Below are 19,400 nucleotides of genomic sequence, written 5' to 3' on the forward strand. Positions count from 1 at the left end.
GCTTCTATCTTCTTGTTAGACCATGATCTTGTCCGAAAACCGGATTCCACTCTTCGGGATCATGGTCTACTCCGCCGCACCCAGATATTCCGACAGCGGCGGGCAGGAGCAGACCAGGTTGCGGTCGCCAGCGACGTTGTCGATGCGTGACACCGGTGGCCAGTATTTTGCCGCCGTATCGGCATCGCCGGCGGGGTAGGCCGCTTCCAGGCGCGAATAGGGATGGGTCCACTGGCCGGCCAACGCCTCGGCGGCGGTATGTGGCGCATTGACCAGAGGATTGTCGGCCAAGGGCCATTCGCCCTTCGCCACCTTGGCTGCCTCGCCGGCTATGGCGATCATGGCTTCGCAGAAACGATCCAGCTCGCGCTTGGGCTCGGATTCGGTCGGCTCGACCATCAGCGTGCCGGCCACCGGGAACGACATGGTCGGCGCGTGGAAGCCATAGTCGATCAGCCGCTTGGCGATATCGTCGACGCTGATGCCGGCGCTGTCCTTGAGCACGCGGGTGTCGAGGATGCATTCATGCGCAACGCGTCCGTTGCGCCCCTTGTAAAGCAGGGGGAAATGCTCGCCAAGCCGCGTCGCCACGTAGTTGGCGGAGATGATCGCCGTCTCGGTCGCCTGCTTCAGGCCGGAAGCGCCCATCATGCGGATATACATCCAGGTGATCGGCAGGATCGAGGCGCTGCCGAACGGTGCCGCCGCCACGGCATGGGCCGAGCCTTCGGTGACGTGGCCGGGCAGATATGGCTTCAGATGCGCCTTGACGCCGATCGGGCCGACGCCGGGGCCGCCGCCGCCATGTGGAATGCAGAAGGTCTTGTGCAGGTTCATGTGGCAGACATCGGCACCGATATCGCCGGGACGGGCGAGGCCGACCAGAGCGTTGAGATTGGCGCCGTCGAAATAGACCTGGCCGCCATGGCTGTGGACGAGCGTACAGAGGTCGCGCGCGCCTTCCTCGAAAACACCATGCGTCGAAGGATAGGTGAACATCAGCGCCGCGAGGTCTTTTGCATGCTCGGCCGCCTTGGCCTGCAAGTCTTCCATGTCGATATTGCCGTCCTCGGTGCAGCGCACGACGACGACACTCATGCCGGCCATGGCCGCACTTGCCGGATTGGTGCCATGCGCCGAGGACGGGATCAGGCAGACGGTGCGATGGCCTTCGCCACGCGACAAATGATAGCCGCGAATGGCGAGCAGCCCTGCATATTCGCCCTGGCTGCCGGCATTGGGCTGCAGGGTCACCGCGTCGAAGCCGGTGATCTCCGCCAGCCAGCCTTCCAGCTCGTCGATCATGGCGCGATAGCCTACCGAATGGCTCGCCGGGGCAAAGGGATGCAGGTTGGCGACATCGGGCCAGCTTACCGGCATCATTTCGGCGGCGGCGTTGAGCTTCATGGTGCAGGAGCCGAGCGGGATCATGGCGCGGTCGAGCGCCAGGTCCTTGTCGGACAGCCGGCGCAAGAAGCGCATCATGTCGGTTTCCGAGTGGTTTTCGCGGAAGACGGGCTGGGTGAGGAACTCCTTGCCGCGCGGTTTTCCTGGCATGGAACTGCCGGCGGCAACGCCGGCCTTGGTGCCGAAAAGTGCTGCGATCGCCTCCAGATCGGCCTCGGTGGAGGTCTCGTCAAAGCTGATGCCGACATGGTCGGCGTCGATGACACGCAGCAGCCGGCCGGTCTTCTCGGCGGCGGCGGCAAGTGCGGCGGCTCTGCCCTTCAGTTCCACCGTCACCGTGTCGAAGCGGCTTCCGCCGAGCACCGAAACGCCTGCTGCCTTGAGGCCGGCAGCCAGGCGGTTGGCCAGCGTGTGGACGCGGCCGGCAATCGCCTGCAGCCCGGCAGGGCCATGCCAGATCGCATAGGCCGTCGCCATGTTGGCGAGCAGCGCCTGTGCGGTGCAGATGTTGGAGGTCGCCTTGTCGCGGCGGATATGCTGCTCGCGTGTCTGCAAGGCCAGGCGATATCCGGGACGGCCCTTGCTGTCCGTCGACTGGCCAACGAGCCGGCCGGGCATCAGCCGCGTCAGCCTGTCGGACACGGCGCAATAGGCGGCGTGCGGCCCGCCAAAGCCTATCGGCACGCCAAAACGCTGCATCGGGCCGACGGCGATGTCGGCGCCAAGCCTGGCTGGCGCGTCGGTCAGCGTCAGGCCCAACGGATCGGCAATGAAGACGACCAGCGCGCCGGCAGCGCGGGCCTTGTCGATCGCTGCCTTGTGATTGCCATAGACGCCGAATGTATCGGGCCAGGAGACCAGCAGGGCGGCGGTGTTGTCGTCGATCACCTCGCCGTCGACCTCGATGCCGAGCGGTTCGGCGCGGGTGCGAACGACGTCCAGCGTCTGCGGGTGCGGCGTGCCGGCCAGTGCCACCTTGGTGCGCTTGTCGCGATGATGGCGCAGCGCAATGCCGACCGCTTCGGCCACCGCCGTCGCCTCGTCGAGCAGCGAGGCCGACGCCACCGGCAAGCCGGTCAGCTCGGTGACCAGCGTCTGGAAGTTGAACAGCATTTCCAGCCGGCCCTGGCTGATCTCGGCTTGGTAAGGCGTGTAAGCCGTATACCAGGCCGGGTTCTCGAACAGGTTGCGCTGGATCACCGGCGGCACGTGGACGCCATGATAGCCGGTACCGATGAAGCTCTTCAGCACCGTGTTCTTTGCCATCGTCGCCGCGAGCTCGGTCAGCGCTTCCGCTTCGCTTGCAGCGGCGGGCAAGGCCAATGGACGGTCGAGCCGGATCGACTTCGGCACTGCCTGGCTGATCAGCGTCTCGACCGAGGGAACGCCGATCGTGGCCAGCATGGCTCTGACGTCTTGGAGGCCCGGGCCGATATGGCGAGCCGAGAAGGGGTAGGGTGCTGCGGTCATCTTGCTGGTCCTGCTATCAACCAATATGGGCTTTGTAAGCGGCTTCATCGAGGAGGCCGTCGAGCTGGCTCTCATTGGCCAGCTTCATCTTCCACAGCCAGCCGTCGCCGGTTGCCGCCGAATTGACGAGCGAAGGATCGGCCGACAGCGCGGTGTTGGCTTCGGTGATCTCGCCGTCGACCGGTGCGTAGACGTCCGATGCCGCCTTGACCGATTCGACCACCACGGCCGTATCGCCCTTGGCCAGCTTTTTCCCTGGCTCAGGCAGTTCGACGAAGACGAGGTCACCGAGCTGCTGCTGCGCGTAATCGGTGATGCCGACGGTGGCGATGCCGCCCTCGACGCGAAGCCATTCGTGATCTTCGGTGAAATAGGTCTTTGCCATTGAAATCATCCTTTGCGGTAGCGATGGGGCGTGAAGGGCAAGGGGTGGATGTCGACCGGGATTTTCGTCCCGCGGACATCGGCGAACAGTCTTGTGCCGGGCTTGGCAAGCGGCGTCCGGACGTAGCCCATTGCCACCGGATGACCGGCCGAGGGGCCGAAGCCGCCTGAGGTGACATGGCCGGCAGGGTTGCCGTCGGCGTCGAAAAGGGCAGCACCGGCGCGCACCGGCTGGCGGCCGTCCGGCTTCAGGCCGACGCGTTTTTGCGCCGGGCCGCGCTCCAGGATGGCGCGCAATGCATCGGCGCCGATGAACGCGCCAGAGGCGCGAACCTCCTTGGGGATGGCCCACATCAGCCCGGCGCTCGCCGGATCGATCTCCGGCGTGATGTCCAGCCCGTGCAGGCACAGTCCTGCTTCGAGCCGCAGGCTGTCGCGGGCGGCAAGGCCGATCCACATCACTCGCTCGTCCTCGAGCAACCTGGTGACGAGGGTTCGCGCGTCCGCTTCCGGCAGGCCGATCTCGAAACCGTCTTCGCCGGTATAGCCCGACCGGCTCATGAACCAGTTTTCGCGCGGCTCGATGCCGTGCATGAACACCAGCGAACCGGTCTCGATGCCGGCGCGGGAAAGGGCAGCCCATGCCTCGGGGCCCTGGATGGCCAGGAAGACGCGGTCGAGCGCGTCCACCTTCACGTCGAAATCCTCGGCAAGTTCACGCAGATGCTTTTCGTCGGCGGCGGCGTTGCCGGCATTGGCGACCATCATGAAGCGCTCGACGCCGAGCTTGGTGACGATCAGATCGTCGAGTATTCCGGCGGCCTCATTGAGGAAGAACGTGTATTTGGACTGGGAAACCTGAAGCGCGCCGGCATCGAACGGGCAGGCGCGGTTCAGAAGCGCTGCTGCGCCCGGGCCGCTGATTTCGAACAGCTTCATGTGCGAGATGTCGAACAGGCCGGCATGCTCGCGGCTGTGAAGATGCTCCTTCATCACGCCGGCCGGATAGGTCAGCGGCATCGACCAGCCGGCGAAGGCGCCGAAGCGCGCACCGGCTGCCATGTGCAGATCTTCGAGGGGAAGGTGTTTGGTGTCGTCGCCCGTCATGTCATCTCCAGAGTCGCACGCAAGCGGTCGCGAATGGCGACCAGTCCGTGCCCCTCTGTCTGAAGCCTGAGAGACTCGCGCCCCGTAACTCTGTCGGCAGCGCTTACACCTTCGGCGCGGGGGCAAGCCCCGACTTTCCAGAGTGTCTTTCCCGTCTACGGTTCTTTTGCCTGAGAGATTTCGGGCGATTTCCCCTTCGGCGGCAGCTCTCGCTGCTCTCTCCCGCAAACAGGTAGGACTCGGTTAAGAGCCCTCGACTCGTCATCCATAGCCCGTGGACGACACCTTGTCACCTGCCAGCGACATTTTTACTGGCAGTCTTCTGCGGGCCTTCTTTACAGGCAAGCCTTCGCTAACCACGCCGCTTGCCGGTTTCTCAAGACCTTGCTGATATGCCGGATAAGGGCCGGCAATTGCCGGCGGCGGGCGGGGAACAAAATGGGCGAATTGATCATGAGCGCGCCAGTGGCCGGGCTGACCTCGAAAAATCGGATCACGGCGGAAGACGTGGTCATGCTGCGCGGCGAAGTGTTCGGCGACGGCGTGGTAACGCGCGGCGAGGCCGAGGCGCTGTTTGCGCTCGACGCGACGGCGAGGGACAAATGCGCGGAATGGCTCGAGTTTTTCGTCGAGGCCGTCACCGACTTCATCGTCCACCAGGAACAGCCGGCCGGCTATGTTTCCCAGGACAATGCCGACTGGCTGATCCGGGCGATTTCGCGCGACGGCATGGTTGACAGCCGAACCGAACTCGAGCTGCTAGTGCACGTGCTGGAAGTTGCCAAATCATCGCCGAGCACGCTTTCCGGCTATGCGCTGGAGCAGGTCGCTCATGCGGTCGTGGATGGCAAGGGGCCGCTGACGACCGGCGGCAGGCTTATCCCTGGGTCGATAGCCAAGGCTGAGGTCGAGCTGTTGCGCCGCATCCTTTACGCCTATGGCGGCGATGGCAACATCGCCATCAGCCGCGCCGAGGCCGAGGTGCTGTTCAAGATCAACGAGCGGACAGTGGCGGGCGACAATGATCCGTCGTGGAACGATCTGTTCGTCAAGGCGACCACCAATTTCGTCATGTGTTCGGCCGGCTACGAAGCGCCGGTGCGCGATGTGGCGCTGCGCCGGGATGCTTTTTTCGAGCAGGCCGATCCGGAGATCGGCGGTTTCTTCAGCCGCATGGTGTCGGGTGGCCTGTCCGGCATTATGGAGGCCTATCGTTCACCGGGCGACGTCGAGGCCGAATGGGAATCGAGGAACAACGCAGCCGAGGCACTGGCCCGCCGCGCCGAGACGGTCGATGCCGGCGAGGCGAAATGGCTAGCTGAACACATCGGCGACCGGCCGCTGCAGGAGAACGAGCGTGCGTTGCTGACGCTGATCAAGCACGCCTCGCCGGAAATCCACCCGGCGCTCAAGCCGCTGATCGACAAGGTCGCATAACAGGTCGCCAACCTATTGCTTGGCAGGTTCCGGCTTGGCGCCGGTGTCGAACCGCGACATCCATTTGAAGCTGCCGAACCAGTAGCGGCGCACGCCGCCTATGGTGCCGTCAGCGGTACGCGCGCCGATCCAGTTGTTGACGTATTGGATGAGGCGGACATCGTCCGGCCGCATGGCAAACGCCTCCGGCGTCCGCAACAGCGGACCGCCCACCATTTTCAATTTCGCGTCATAGAGCCTGGCGGCCATTTGCGGCGTTGGCGATGTGGCGACCATCGCCTGTGCGTCGCCGCCGATGATCGCGGCGAAAACATCTGAGGTATTGTCGAAAGACAGGATGGTCGCCTTGGGAAAAGCTTCCTTCGCGGCGGCTTCATCGGTGGAATTGGACAACACGGCGATCTTGTATCCCGGCGCCGCTACTGCCTTTCCCGGCCTTTTCCCAAGGCTGGCGATCGTCGCAACCATGCGGATATCGGCGGTACCGGTCTGGTTGGAGAACACCACCTCGCGTGCGCGTTCCGGCGTGCTGGCGTAGCCCGCCGCGATCATGTCGAAATCACCCTTGAGCAGTCGTGTCTTGAGGTCGTTCCAATGCACCTCGACCAGCTTCAGGTCGACGCCGAGATCAGACGCCAGCGCATTGGTCAGGTCGACATCATAGCCGGCGAACTTCCCGTCGGCCTTCTTGAGGATCCATGGCGGGTTGAGCGCCACGCCGACCGTCAGTGTCTTCTGGTCGATGATGCGCTTGAGGCTGTCATCCGCCCGGGCTGGCAGCAGCGACAAAGCCAACCAGGCAGAAAGGGCAAGTATAGTTGTGGCGATCATCTTAGCGCGCATTAATATAACCTCGCTGAGCCCGTCCGGTTGTCAGATTTACACAGAGGTGCCATTCTGTCGATAGCGGACCCTGATGGAGAGTTGCGATGTCGGCACGGATGGCGGTTAGCAGTTCGATGATGTTCCTGCTTTGCATCCTGGGCAACCCGGCGAAGCTTTCGTTGCTGCCGACGGCAGCGCAGGCTGCGGGGGCGAAACGCATGGTCTGCTCCAGCGCCGATTACCGCTATTCCTATTGCGGGATCGATACGCGACGTGGCGTGCAGTTGACCTCGAGGCTTTCGAAGGCGCGTTGCGTATATGGTAGAAGCTGGGGCTATGACGGCGGCGGCATCTGGGTCGACAATGGTTGCTCGGCCGAATTCGCAGTCGCCGGCCCCAACCGCAATCCCTCTGCTGGCGACGTCGCCGCAGCCATTATCGTCGGCGGCGTGGTGGGCGCAATTCTCGACAACGGCAATTCGCATCGGCATCATTCCGACAATTACTATCCGAAGCCGCGCCCGCGCCGTTACGACCAATCGATCGATCCGACGCCGCAATTCGACAATCAGGGCAACCCCAACTTCGATACCCACGGCAACTACCAAGGACCGCACGGGCTGGGGAAGCTTGTTACCCCTGACGACAATCCTGACCTGAATCCGGCACTGCGCAGCGACGGCGACGACAGCGACGACGACAGTTAGCTGAGGCTTAGGTCAGGTTTCGGTCAGATGCCGCCGTACCAGTCGTAGCCATTATCCTCCCAATAGCCGCCTCTGCCGCCGCCGAGATTGGCAAAGCCGTCGACCAGCTCGATCTTGGTGAGATATTTCGGCATTTTGTAGCCGAGCTGGCGCTCGACGCGGACGCGTAGCGGCGCGCCGTTCTCGACCGGCAACGGCTTGCCGTTGACCCCATAGGCAAGGATCGTTTGCGGATGACGGGCATCGATCAGGTCGATCGAGCCGTAATATTTGATATCGCCGGCAAGGCTGCGGTCGATCGTATCGAGGCAGTGGAACATGACGTAGCGCGCCTGCGGCTTGACCACCGCCTGGTCGAGCACCAGCGACAGTGGCGTGCCGGTCCATTTGGCAATGCAGCTCCAGCCCTCGACGCAGTCGTGGCGGGTGATCTGGGTGCGGCTCGGCATGTTCATCAGCTGCTCGCGGCTCAGCGACAGCGGTTTTTCGACGAGGCCGGAAACCTCCAGCCGCCAGTCGGCGAAATCGTTGGCGAGCAGGCCCTTGTAGAAATCGTCGTCGGGCGCGGTGACGCCGTTCGGCCGCTGCGGCTGGCGAATGTCGGCCTCGGTGAACTCCGGCGCCAGCGCGTCACGGCCGGCAAGCAGCCGCTGCGCCCGCCAGGTCAGCCCATTGGCGCTTTCGAGGAAGCTGCGCAGGCCGTCGCCGACGCCAAGCTGGCTGTCGAAGGCGTCGCAGCCCGAAAGCATGATGCCGGAAAGGCCGAGGCTGGCCGAGGTCAGGAACTTTCTTCGGCTTATCTGTAGCTTGGGGCTGATCTCGAATTTCGCCATGTCAGGCGCTCCTCTCGGGTGCTTTGTCGCCATTCGCCGGCGGGTCGGTTCGATACCAGCCGGTGATAATCGAACGCAGCTCGTTGATCGGGCCGGCGGCCAGGATCATCAGGATGTGGATGACGAAGAAGGCGACGAGCAGCAGCATCACCGTGAAGTGAATGGTGCGCGCCGTCTGCCGGCCGCCGAGCAGGTCGTTCAGGAATGGCAGCACCGAGTTCATGCTCGGCGACATGGCCAGGCCGGTGATGATCATCAGCGGCAGCAGCACGAACAGCACGCCGCCATAGGCCATCTTCTGCAAGGTGTTGTATTCGCGCCTGTGGTGGAACCTGAACCTGGCATGGTCGACAATGTCTCGCGGCAGCCGCCTGAAATCATCGAGGCGCGGGGCAAGATCGCGCCGCAAATGGCCGTTGATCAGACTGGCGACCAGCCAGACCAGCAGCGTGGTGGTCAGCACCCAGGCGAAGAAGAAATGAACGACGCGCGCGGTGCCGAGATCGTAGTAGGAAGGGATCGTCGCCCAGGACGGGAAGGCGCGGGAGGTCTCCTGGCCGGCCGGACCCGACCAGCCGAGCACGCCGGTGGTGTCGAAGCGCTTGCCGAAGATCTCGGTGTAGCCGCGCGGGCCGGTCACCGTGTTCTCGGCGCCGATGGCGAAGATGGTGTTGTTATAGCCAAAGCCCGACTCCTTGCCGATGTAGAGCTGTGGGCGGGCGTTAAATATTTGCAGACCGGAAAGCAGCATGAAGAACAGCGCGATCGCCCATAGCCAATGCGTCAGCCGCGTCCAGCGCGACTGCCGATAGATCAGCGTCGCATCGCTCGGCGCGGCGGTATCTGCTCCGGCGGCTTGGTTTCTGGCAAGCGATTCCATCTGGTGTTCCCTCCGGCCGCGTGTTCGCCGCGGCCTGTCAGATCTCTTCTCCTCCCAATACGTCGTCAGCTTAAGCGATGTTTCACCCGATCACGGATTTATTACGGACTGCCGAGGCTGACCGCGAGGTTGACTGCGGCTGCCACAATGACCGTGTTGAAGAAGAACGACAGGATCGAATGCACAAGCACGACACGGCGCATTTGCGAGGTCGTGATGTTGGTGTCGGCGGTTTGCGCCGTCATGCCGATCACCGTGGCGAAGTAGAGGAAATCCGAGCCTTCCGGCCGTTTGCCGCCCGGGAAGTCGAGGCCGCCGACCGGGATTTTCTTTTTGGTGTCGCCATCCATCGCATCGCCGTCCAACCAATAGAGATGCGCGTAGTGAAGTGCCGCCATCGCGTGGATGGTCAACCAGCCAAGCGGGATAGACAATAACGCGACCGTAAGTTCGACGGGATCCGCGCTCTTCTCCCTGTTGATCAATTGAAACAACGAAATGATGGCAATTGCGACCACAACCAGCGTGACCGCGAAGATCGCCAGCACCGGCAGGTCCGTGTCGCCTGCATTCTTGCGCAGATAGCTGCCGGTAAGCCGCGGCATGTGGGCGACGACAAGAACGAGATAGGCGGCAAAGAAGACATTGGCGCCGATCGAATAGGCAAGCGGCGCACGCCAGATCAGTGCTGCGCCAAAGGCTGCCACGCCGATGCAGGCCGACAGCGCGAACGGCGTGTGGCGTTGCATGGGCATCTTGGTGGGGGTACCGGTCGTCATGGTTTCAGTCCGCTGAGGCGGATTTCAGCGCTCGCCGCAAGATGCGGTCAAGTTCGCCGAGAAACCGCGAGCGATCCTGCGGCGCGAAGCTCGAATTGTAGCCCTTGCTTTCGCCGGTCTCGCGCAGGTGCTGCTTGAGGTCGCGCATCGCCACCGCCATGCCGATCGTCTCCGGCGTAAACGGGCGCCCGGTCGGGCCGAGTACATGGGCGCCAAGCGCCACCGCGCGGGCAGCAAGCGGGATGTCGGCGGTCACCACGATGTCATTGGGCCGGGCATTTTCGACGATCCAGTCGTCGGCAGCGTCCGCACCCTTGGAGACGACGACATTGCGGATCATCGGATCGCGCGACGGACGCAAGCCACCATTGGAGACGAAGGTGACGACGGTGCCGTGGCGCTCGGCGACCTTTTCGACCTCGGCCTTCACCGGGCAGGCATCGGCATCGACGAGAATAGCGGGTGTGGGCATCGTTGTTCCAAATGTGAAAGAGCCGGGCGACGTCGCCCGGCTCGATCGATGATAGTCGAGCGGCTACTAGGCCGGCAACGCGCCAGATCTCTTCGCCGTCCAGGTGGCGATATAGTCCATCAAACCTGGATTGAGGCAGTCATAAGGCTCGAGCCCGATCGACTTCAGCTGTGACCTTATGCCGTCCATACGGCTCGGATCGACACCGGATTCGATGATCGACGAGACGAAGGCGGTGAAGCCCGGAGGCGACCAGCCGTCCTCCTGGAAGCGCTCCGGATGGATGAAGGACAGCCCCTTGAAAGCGTGGTCGCGCTCGACCGGGCCGTGCATGTGGACGCCGCAGCCGGTGCAGGCATGGCGCAGGATCAGCGCGCCCGGATCGACGATCCTCAGCTTGTCGCCGTTTTCGGTGACCGTCACGTCGCTTGTACCGGCCACCGCCACGACCGAGAACAGTGCGCCTTCCGGCTTCCAGCATTTGGTGCAGCCGCAGGCATGGTTGTGGGCGATCTGGCCCTTGACCTTCACCTTGACCGGATTGCTGGTGCAGGCGCAGACCAGCGTCCCGCCGGCAAAGTCGGCCTTTTCCCTGGGCAGTCCATTGTCGATTTTCGGATGCAGTTTTTCCGGCATTTTTGTCTCCTCCCTTGTTGAACATGTGCATTTTCGGCCGCTGGCTGATTGGCCGGCGGCTTTCTCCTCCTCCTCAGTAAACTACCACGCTCCTGATCGACTTGCCTTCATGCATAAGGTCAAACCCCTTATTGATGTCCTCGAGCTTCAGCGTGTGGGTGATCATCGGATCGATCTCGATCTTGCCGTCCATGTACCAGTCGACGATCTTCGGCACGTCGGTGCGGCCGCGCGCGCCGCCGAAAGCGGTGCCCATCCAGGTGCGGCCGGTGACCAGTTGGAACGGCCGCGTCGAGATCTCCTGTCCGGCGCCGGCAACGCCGATGATGACCGACTTGCCCCAGCCACGGTGGGACGATTCAAGCGCCTGCCGCATGACTTTCGTGTTGCCGGTGCAGTCGAACGTGTAGTCGGCACCGCCGATCTGGTCGGCGCCGCGCTTGGTCATGTTGACGAGATGAGCCACGATATCGCCGTCGATCTCCTTCGGATTGACGAAATGCGTCATGCCGAATTTCTCGCCCCAGGCCTTCTTGTCGTTGTTCAGGTCGACGCCGATGATCATGTCGGCGCCGGCAAGGCGCAGGCCCTGGATGACGTTGAGGCCGATGCCGCCAAGGCCGAAGACGACGGCGGTCGCGCCTTGCTCGACCTTGGCCGTGTTGATGACAGCGCCGATGCCGGTGGTGACGCCGCAGCCGATGTAGCAGATCTTGTCGAAGGGGGCGTCGGCATTGACCTTGGCCACCGCGATCTCGGGCAGCACGGTGAAGTTGGAGAAGGTCGAGCAGCCCATGTAGTGGAACAGCTTGTCCTTGCCGATCGAGAACCGCGACGTGCCGTCGGGCATCAGGCCTTGCCCCTGCGTGGCGCGGATCGCGGTGCAGAGATTGGTCTTGCGCGACAGGCAGGAGGGGCACTGCCGGCATTCCGGCGTGTAAAGCGGGATGACGTGGTCGCCCTTCTTGACGGAGGTGACGCCCTTGCCGACGTCGACGACGATGCCGGCGCCCTCATGGCCGAGGATTGCCGGGAACAGGCCTTCCGGGTCGGCGCCCGACAGCGTGAACTCGTCGGTGTGGCAGATGCCGGTTGCCTTGATCTCGACCAGCACCTCGCCATCACTGGGGCCGTCGAGGTCGACCTCCATGATCTCCAGCGGTTTTCCGGCGGCGACGGCGACAGCGGCGCGCGTTTTCATCAGGCAATCCTCCCATGGCAGTCTGCAATCCAGGTTAGATTTAACTTACCACTCAGCTCTGCGCTATGCACGAAGCGACGTTCTGATCCCGGATTTTCGTCAGAGCTCGCCGATTTGCATCCGGGATAGGCTCCGACTTTGCCTTGACCGGCCCCCTGAAGCCCATAAAACGGGAAGCCCAGAAAAGAAGGGCAGCCGAGGGACGAGGCCTGCATGTTCACAAAGATCCTGATCGCCAACCGTGGCGAGATCGCCTGCCGCGTGATCAAGACGGCGCGCAAGATGGGCATCGCCACCGTCGCGGTCTATTCCGACGCCGACCGCGATGCCGTGCATGCCGAAATGGCTGACGAGGCGGTGCATATCGGGCCTTCTCCCGCCGCGCAAAGTTATCTGGTCCCGGAAAAGATCATCGCCGCCTGCAAGACGACAGGGGCCGAGGCCGTGCATCCCGGCTACGGTTTCCTGTCCGAGCGGGCATCCTTCTGCGAGGCGCTGGAGCAGGAAGGCATCGTCTTCATTGGCCCGAAGCCCAAGGCCATCAAGGCAATGGGCGACAAGATCGAATCGAAGAAGTTCGCCAACGCGGCCAAGGTTTCGACGGTGCCCGGCTGGCTCGGCGTCATCGAAAACGCCGCCCATGCCGAAAAGATCGCCGGCGAAATCGGCTATCCCGTGATGATCAAGGCCTCGGCCGGCGGCGGCGGCAAGGGCATGCGCATCGCCTGGAGCAAGGCCGAGGTGCGCGACGGCTTCGACCGGGCGCGCTCGGAAGCCAAAAGCTCGTTCGGCGATGACCGCGTCTTCATCGAGAAGTTCATCGTCGATCCGCGCCATATCGAAATCCAGGTGCTTGCCGACGCGCATGGCAACACGCTCTATCTCGGCGAGCGCGAATGCTCGATCCAGCGCCGCAACCAGAAGGTCGTAGAGGAGGCGCCGTCGCCGTTCCTCGATCCCAAGACCCGCAAAGCCATGGGCGAGCAGTCTGTGGCGCTGGCCAAGGCGGTCGACTACCAGAGCGCCGGCACGGTCGAATTCATCGTCGATAGCGACAAGAACTTCTATTTCCTGGAAATGAATACGCGCTTGCAGGTCGAGCATCCGGTGACGGAACTGGTCACCGGCATCGACCTGGTCGAGCAGATGATCCGCGTGGCGGCCGGCGAAAAGCTCGCCATCAAGCAGGGCGACGTCAAGCTGAACGGCTGGGCGGTGGAAAGCCGCCTCTATGCCGAAGACCCATATCGCAACTTTCTGCCGTCGATTGGCCGGTTGACGAGATACCGGCCGCCGGACGAGGGGCAATTTGGCGAAATAGTCATCCGCAACGATACTGGCGTCACCGAAGGCTCGGAAATCTCGATGTTCTATGATCCGATGGTCGCCAAGCTGTGCACCTGGGCGCCGACACGGCTTGCGGCAATAGATGCGATGTCGGAAGCGCTGGACAGTTTCGTCGTCGACGGCATCGAGCACAACATACCGTTCCTGGCGGCGCTGATGCAGCATCCGCGCTGGCGGGAAGGGCTGATATCGACCGCTTTCATCGTCGAGGAATACCCCGACGGCTTCGCGCCGATCGTGCCAGACGCCGAGGAGAAAGCGGTGCTGGCCGCGATGGCTACCGCAGTCGAACTGCTGCGCCGCGACCGGCTCGACCGGCTGGGCGGGCGGCTGGCGCCGCATTCTGGCGCCTTGAAACGCGATTGGGTGGTGAAGATCGGCCGGGATTATCTTTCGGTCGCCATCGTCGAAGGCATGATTTCCATTCCGATGGAGCTCGACCTCACAATCGACGGCGGCAAGGCACTGAGGGTGACCTCCGACTGGCGGCCGGGCGATCTCATCTGGCGCGGCACGGTCGGCGGCCGCAAAGTCGCGGCGCAGGTCAGGCCGGTGCTGAACGGGTTCCGCCTTGCCTGGAAAGGCATGTCTGTGACAGCCCGCGCCATGCTGCCGCGCACGGCCGAACTCGAAAGGCTGATGCCGGAAAAAGTGGCGCCGGACACGTCGAAGATGCTGCTCTGCCCGATGCCTGGCCTCGTCGTGTCGATCGCGGTTGCCGAGGGGCAGGAGGTCAAGGCCGGCGAGACGCTGGCTGTGGTCGAGGCGATGAAGATGGAAAACGTGCTGCGCGCCGAGCGCGATCTCATCGTATCGAAGCTCAACGCCAAGCCTGGCGACAGCCTTGCGGTCGATGCGGTGATCATGCAATTCGCGTGAGGCTGAAATCCGCCTCGGCGCCGGCCTGGGACGTTGGAGATTAGGGAAAGCCGAGGTGACGGCCAATCTCCCCCCTCGTGGGGGAGATGTCCGGCAGGACAGAGAGTGGCGCGAAGAAACGCGACCTGACAATTCGTTGGCCGCCGCAACGTATTTTGTTCTTGCTTTGTGCCGGCAGCTATGCTATTAGTCTGGGTATGGTGCTAAATGGCTCCAACGACCCGCCCGCTGTGGCGGGTTTTTTGTTTTCAGGCCTGACGTCGGCGGGACAGCGCCCCTCTCTGTCCTGCCGGACATCTCCCCCACGAGGGGGGAGATTGGCAGGTTCGGCGGTTGCTCTAAACTCACAAAGCTCCAATCGCTTCCGCTGGACTCGTGTTACCCGGTGCCGGACAATACATCTTCATCGACTGAGTCCTTGTGAGGCGGCGCGAAAAAACCATGGCGGATGAGAGACTTCCACGCGATCCCTTGCTGCGCGAGGCCTATGCGAAGGCGTCGCGGGCGGAGCAGGCGGCGCGTCGGTTCATTCATCTGCGCGTGCATTCGGCCTATTCTCTGCTCGAAGGCGCCTTGCAGCTCGGCAAGATCGTCGGCCATGCGGTGCAGGACGAGTGCCCGGCAATCGCCGTCACCGACACCAACAATCTGTTCGGCGCGCTGGAATTCGCCCAGAAAGCCGTGAAGGACGGCATCCAGCCGATCATCGGCTGCCAGATCGACCTCGCCTTTTCCGGCGAGGCGAGCGACAGCCAGCGCGACCGCAGGCGGCAAGGACCGGAGATGCGGCCCGTCGTACTGATCGCCGCAACCGAGGCCGGCTACGGCAATCTGGTCAGGCTGGTCAGCCGCGTCTACCTCGAGACACCGCCCGGCGAAGCGGTGCATCTGACGACCGAGATGCTGCAGGGCCACTCCGACGGTCTGATCTGCCTTACGGGCGGGCCGCGAGGCCCGATCGGCAATGCCTTGAAAGAGGACCGCCGCGAACTCGCCGAGACCCGGCTCCTGGCGCTCAAGGGCCTGTTCGGCGACCGGCTCTATGTCGAGCTGGAGCGCGTGTCCGGCTACGACCGCACGATCGAGCAGTCGTCGGTCGACCTCGCCTACCGCCACGATCTGCCGCTGGTTGCCACCAACGAGGCGTTTTTCTTTTCTCGTGAAGACTATGAGGCGCATGACGCGCTGATCGCCATCGCCGAAGGCTCCGTGGTTGCGGCCGACAATCGCCGCCGCCTTTCGCCCGACCACTTCCTGAGAAGCCAGGCCGATATGGCGAGGCTGTTCGCCGACCTGCCGGAAGCAATCGACAACACCGTCGAGATCGCGCTGCGCTGCTCCTACTATCCGAAGACCCGCAACCCGATCCTGCCGCGCTTTGCCGGCCGCGATGTCGCCGACGCCGAAGCGGCGGTTAAAGCGGAGGCGCAGGAGCTTGCCCGGCAGGCGCATGAAGGGCTGGACGCGCGGCTGGCGGCGCATGGGCTCACACCCGGCTACACGGCCGACCAGTATCGCGAAAGACTGGATTTCGAGCTCGGGGTCATCGAGAAGATGAAATATCCGGGCTATTTCCTGATCGTTGCCGACTTCATCAAATGGGCCAAGGCACAAGGCATTCCGGTCGGCCCGGGCCGCGGTTCGGGCGCCGGCTCGCTGGTTGCGTATTCGACGACCATCACCGACATCGATCCGCTGCGCTTTTCGCTGCTGTTCGAGCGCTTCCTCAATCCCGATCGCGTGTCGATGCCCGACTTCGACATCGACTTCTGCCAGGACCGGCGCGAGGAGGTCATCCGTTACGTCCAGCAGAAATACGGCCGCGACCAGGTCGGCCAGATCATCACCTTCGGCACACTACAGGCGCGCGCGGTGCTGCGCGACGTCGGCCGCGTGCTGCAGATGCCTTACGGCCAGGTCGACAAGCTGAGCAAGATGGTGCCGTCGAACCCGGCCAATCCGGTCAAGCTCGCCGACGCCATCGCCAACGAGCCGCGCTTTGCCGAAGAGGCCGAGCGGGAGCCGATCGTGCAAACGCTGCTCGACACGGCGCAGAAGCTGGAAGGTCTCTACCGCCACGCCTCGACGCACGCCGCCGGTATCGTTATCGGCGACCGGCCGCTGTGGGAACTGGTGCCGATGTACCGCGATCCGCGCTCGGACATGCCGGTCACACAGTTCAACATGAAGTATGTCGAGCAGGCCGGGCTGGTGAAATTCGACTTCCTTGGGCTGAAGACGCTGACCGTGCTGGACAGGGCGGTCAAGCTGATCCGCCGCCGCGGCATCGAGATCGATCTCGCCCACATTCCGCTCGACGACCCGGAAACCTACGCCATGCTGTCGCGCGGCGAGGTGGTCGGCGTGTTCCAAGTGGAAAGTGCCGGCATGCGCAAGGCGCTGATCGGCATGCGGCCCGACTGTATCGAGGACATCATCGCGCTGGTCGCGCTCTACCGGCCGGGGCCGATGGAGAACATCCCGACCTACAACGCCAGAAAGCATGGCGAGGAGGAGATGGCGTCGATCCACCCGAAGATCGACCATCTCGTCAAGGAGACGCAAGGCGTCATCGTCTACCAGGAACAGGTGATGCAGATCGCGCAGGAGCTTTCCGGCTATTCGCTGGGCGAAGCCGATCTGCTGCGCCGCGCCATGGGCAAGAAGATCCGCGCCGAGATGGACAAGCAGCGCGAGCGCTTTGTTTCCGGTGCGGTCGAGCGTGGCGTCGGCAAGCCGCAAGCCGACTTCATTTTCGACCTGCTGGCAAAGTTCGCCGACTATGGTTTCAACAAATCGCATGCTGCCGCCTATGCCGTCGTGTCGTACCAGACCGCCTATCTGAAGGCGCATTACCCGGTCGAATTCCTGGCCGCATCGATGACGCTCGACATGGGCAATACGGACAAGCTCGCCGATTTCCGCCAGGATGCGCTGCGTCTCGGCATCGAAGTGGTGGCGCCATCGGTGATGACGTCGTTCCGGGATTTCGAGGTCGGCGAGAACCGCATCTTCTATTCGCTGGCCGCGCTCAAGGGCGTCGGCGACGCGGCGGTCGAGCACATCGTCGCCACGCGCGGCGAAAAGCCGTTCAAGAGCCTCGCCGATTTCTGCGAAAGGGTAGATCCGAAGATCGTCGGCAAGCGCGTCTTCGAAAGCCTGATCATGGCTGGCGCGCTCGACTGCTTCGGCCACGACCGCGCGGCGATGATGGCCGGCGTCGAGCGGATGATGGGGCTGGCATCGCTGGCGCAGCAGAATGCCGTCACCGGCCAGCATGACATTTTTGGCGCTTCGCTTGGCGCACAGTCGCGGGCACTCAACCTGCCGGCGACCGACCCCTGGCTCGCCGCCGATCGCCTGCATCGCGAATTCCAGGTGGTTGGATTCTATCTCTCGGCGCATCCGCTCGATGAATACAAGGCGGCGCTGCAGAAAATGCGGGTGCAGACCTGGGGCGAGTTTTCGGCCGCCGTCAAACGCGGTGCTGCCGCCGGCCGGCTCGCCGGTACCGTCACCACCAAGCAGGAACGCAAGACGCGCACCGGCAACAAGATGGGCGTCGTGCAGTTTTCCGACACGTCGGGCCAGTATGAAGCGGTGCTGTTTTCGGAGGGGCTGGCACAATACCGCGACCTGCTCGAACCCGGCCGCTCGGTGGTGATCACCGTTTCGGCCGAGGACAGGCCGGAAGGCGTCAATCTGCGCATCCAGACCGTTCAGTCGCTGGAGGACGAGGCAAGCCGCATCCAGAAAGCGCTGCGCATCTTCGTCAGAAATGACGCACCGGCATCGACAATCCAATCGCAGCTTGGCCAGCGTGGCGACAGTCAGGTGAGCATCATCGTCATCAAGGAAGGCGGCGAGGGCGAGGTCGAGATCGAGTTGCCCAACCGCTACCGCGTATCGCCGCAGATCGCGTCGGCGATGCGGGCGGTGCCGGGCGTGGTCGAGGTGGAACTGGTGTAGTCAGGAAATTCGCGCCAACACTTGACTTTGGATCGCACCGCACAGCAAGTATAGCGCTCCTCGTGAACTCCGTCCTTTCACGTTTTAGACGCATATCGAAATGCAGACATCTGCTGGGGACGGAAAACCTTTCGGTCAGCTCCCTGACGGCACCGGATTGGGAGCCGTTGATCTACGCGTCACCGATATTGATCGCGCCTTGGATGTGTGGCGGGATATTGTCGGACTTTCCGTTCTTGCAAAGGAAAAGGGAAAGGTAGAATTGGGCGCTGGTGGGCGGTTGCTTGTCGTGCTCCATGCTTCTGCGCAACAACGCCTTCAGACAAAAAGCCTGGGTTTATATCACGTCGCCATCCACATTCCTTCCCGCAAGGAGTTTGCGCGTGCGGCGGCGCGACTTGGTGCAGCCGGCTATAAGCATTCGGCCTCGGACCATCTTGCGACCGAATCGATCTACCTCGCCGATCCTGACGGCAACGGAATCGAACTCACTTTCGAAACGTTCCATCGCGGACGGTTCGAAAATATCGATGGAGGAGTCCGGGCGGTCGCAGCGGACGGGTCGACGCATTCCGGCCTTGAGCCCTTGCGAATCGAAGAGCTGCTTGGAGAACTCAAGGGAGATACGTCGCTGCACGATCCTCTCCCTGTCGGGACCTACGTGGGCCATATTCATCTTCACATCGCTGATCCAAAGAAGACCACGTCCTTTTATGCTGATATACTCGGCTTCGAGGCTTGGATATGCGCGCCGCGCTTCGGCATGTATGATGCCGGAACGCCTTCACGGCGTCACATCGTGGCATACAACACTTGGGCGGGCCCCGACGCGACCCGCACCACGCCGGATACGGCCGGACTTGAGCAATTCCTGATTGAAGTGCCGACGAAGGATGCGCTCGACGGTGTGACCCGACGTTTGAACGCGGCCAATATTCCTTGGAAGAGTGATGGGAAAGCAATCCTTTCAAGCGATCCGGACGGCAATCAGCTGCGCATTGCGTTGAAGAAAGATGGAGCCCCTAGCGACAGCTCCGCGAGCACCACTGACAACGTCTGAACGCGAG

15 protein-coding genes and 1 riboswitch are annotated in these 19,400 nt (G+C 63.0%); of the genes, 5 read left to right on the forward strand and 10 right to left on the reverse strand.

All coding sequences use genetic code 11. From position 1 onward, the window contains the following. Positions 1 to 66: 66 nt before the first annotated feature. From gcvP to gcvT, 3 genes are read right to left on the reverse strand one after another with little or no spacing between them, the layout of a single operon-like run. On the reverse strand, positions 67 to 2,877 hold the full coding sequence (gcvP, locus tag NKI22_RS05220) for an aminomethyl-transferring glycine dehydrogenase (RefSeq protein WP_352814568.1): 2,811 nt from the start codon (positions 2,875 to 2,877) through the stop codon (positions 67 to 69). 16 nt (positions 2,878 to 2,893) lie between these two features. Further along, entirely contained in the window at positions 2,894 to 3,262 is a 369-nt protein-coding gene (gene gcvH / locus NKI22_RS05225) for a glycine cleavage system protein GcvH (protein WP_352482176.1), read from the reverse strand. A 5-nt stretch (positions 3,263 to 3,267) separates the two neighbouring features. Then, entirely contained in the window at positions 3,268 to 4,368 is a 1,101-nt protein-coding gene (gene gcvT, locus NKI22_RS05230) for a glycine cleavage system aminomethyltransferase GcvT (RefSeq protein ID WP_352640638.1), read from the reverse strand. Between the two features lie 148 nt (positions 4,369 to 4,516). After that, positions 4,517 to 4,603, reverse strand: a riboswitch (glycine riboswitch). A gap of 203 nt (positions 4,604 to 4,806) precedes the next feature. Between gcvT and NKI22_RS05235 the strand changes: the two genes are divergently transcribed. After that, a complete protein-coding gene (locus NKI22_RS05235) occupies positions 4,807 to 5,805 on the forward strand; it encodes a hypothetical protein (RefSeq protein WP_352814566.1) in 999 nt (332 codons plus the stop codon). A gap of 12 nt (positions 5,806 to 5,817) precedes the next feature. Here NKI22_RS05235 and NKI22_RS05240 read toward each other — a convergent pair whose 3' ends face one another. Further along, positions 5,818 to 6,648 carry a transporter substrate-binding domain-containing protein gene (locus NKI22_RS05240; RefSeq protein WP_352640640.1) on the reverse strand — a complete coding sequence of 277 codons (831 nt, stop codon included), beginning with the start codon at positions 6,646 to 6,648 and terminating at the stop codon, positions 5,818 to 5,820. A gap of 86 nt (positions 6,649 to 6,734) precedes the next feature. Here NKI22_RS05240 and NKI22_RS05245 point away from each other — a divergent pair, with 86 nt between their 5' ends. Beyond that, positions 6,735 to 7,337 (forward strand): DUF3011 domain-containing protein, encoded by a 603-nt coding sequence (locus NKI22_RS05245; protein ID WP_352814564.1) that lies wholly within the window; start codon positions 6,735 to 6,737, stop codon positions 7,335 to 7,337. 23 nt (positions 7,338 to 7,360) lie between these two features. On the opposite strand, the gene NKI22_RS05250 is transcribed toward NKI22_RS05245, so the two are convergent. The 6 genes from NKI22_RS05250 to NKI22_RS05275 all read right to left on the reverse strand — a co-directional run bounded on the left by NKI22_RS05250 (position 7,361) and on the right by NKI22_RS05275 (position 12,138). Continuing rightward, positions 7,361 to 8,170, reverse strand: a complete 810-nt coding sequence (locus NKI22_RS05250; protein ID WP_352482180.1) for a molybdopterin-binding protein — start codon at positions 8,168 to 8,170, stop codon at positions 7,361 to 7,363. 1 nt (position 8,171) lies between these two features. Further along, the gene (locus NKI22_RS05255) at positions 8,172 to 9,050 is read right to left on the reverse strand and encodes a cytochrome b/b6 domain-containing protein (RefSeq protein ID WP_352814563.1); all 879 of its coding nucleotides are present in this window, start codon (positions 9,048 to 9,050) and stop codon (positions 8,172 to 8,174) included. 101 nt (positions 9,051 to 9,151) lie between these two features. Then, positions 9,152 to 9,829 carry a DUF1345 domain-containing protein gene (locus NKI22_RS05260; RefSeq protein WP_352814561.1) on the reverse strand — a complete coding sequence of 226 codons (678 nt, stop codon included), beginning with the start codon at positions 9,827 to 9,829 and terminating at the stop codon, positions 9,152 to 9,154. A 4-nt stretch (positions 9,830 to 9,833) separates the two neighbouring features. Further along, positions 9,834 to 10,301: a YaiI/YqxD family protein gene (locus NKI22_RS05265; RefSeq protein ID WP_352814559.1), complete on the reverse strand. Its 468-nt coding sequence runs from the start codon at positions 10,299 to 10,301 to the stop codon at positions 9,834 to 9,836. Positions 10,302 to 10,367: 66 nt separating this feature from the next. Further along, positions 10,368 to 10,937, reverse strand: coding sequence for an S-(hydroxymethyl)glutathione synthase (gene gfa / locus NKI22_RS05270; protein WP_023720122.1), 570 nt, complete (start codon positions 10,935 to 10,937; stop codon positions 10,368 to 10,370). Between the two features lie 73 nt (positions 10,938 to 11,010). After that, positions 11,011 to 12,138, reverse strand: a complete 1,128-nt coding sequence (locus NKI22_RS05275) for an S-(hydroxymethyl)glutathione dehydrogenase/class III alcohol dehydrogenase (protein WP_352814557.1) — start codon at positions 12,136 to 12,138, stop codon at positions 11,011 to 11,013. Between the two features lie 213 nt (positions 12,139 to 12,351). On the opposite strand from NKI22_RS05275, the gene NKI22_RS05280 reads away from it, so the two are divergent. From NKI22_RS05280 to NKI22_RS05290, 3 genes are all read left to right on the forward strand, one after another. After that, a complete protein-coding gene (locus NKI22_RS05280; RefSeq protein ID WP_352792018.1) occupies positions 12,352 to 14,364 on the forward strand; it encodes an acetyl-CoA carboxylase biotin carboxylase subunit in 2,013 nt (670 codons plus the stop codon). Between the two features lie 441 nt (positions 14,365 to 14,805). Next, entirely contained in the window at positions 14,806 to 18,333 is a 3,528-nt protein-coding gene (gene dnaE / locus NKI22_RS05285) for a DNA polymerase III subunit alpha (RefSeq protein WP_352814555.1), read from the forward strand. Positions 18,334 to 18,433: 100 nt separating this feature from the next. Then, positions 18,434 to 19,393: a VOC family protein gene (locus NKI22_RS05290; protein WP_352789168.1), complete on the forward strand. Its 960-nt coding sequence runs from the start codon at positions 18,434 to 18,436 to the stop codon at positions 19,391 to 19,393. Positions 19,394 to 19,400: the final 7 nt, after the last annotated feature.

It is taken from the genome of Mesorhizobium sp. M0778 (genome assembly GCF_040320105.1).
In the GTDB taxonomy this organism is placed as follows: domain Bacteria; phylum Pseudomonadota; class Alphaproteobacteria; order Rhizobiales; family Rhizobiaceae; genus Mesorhizobium.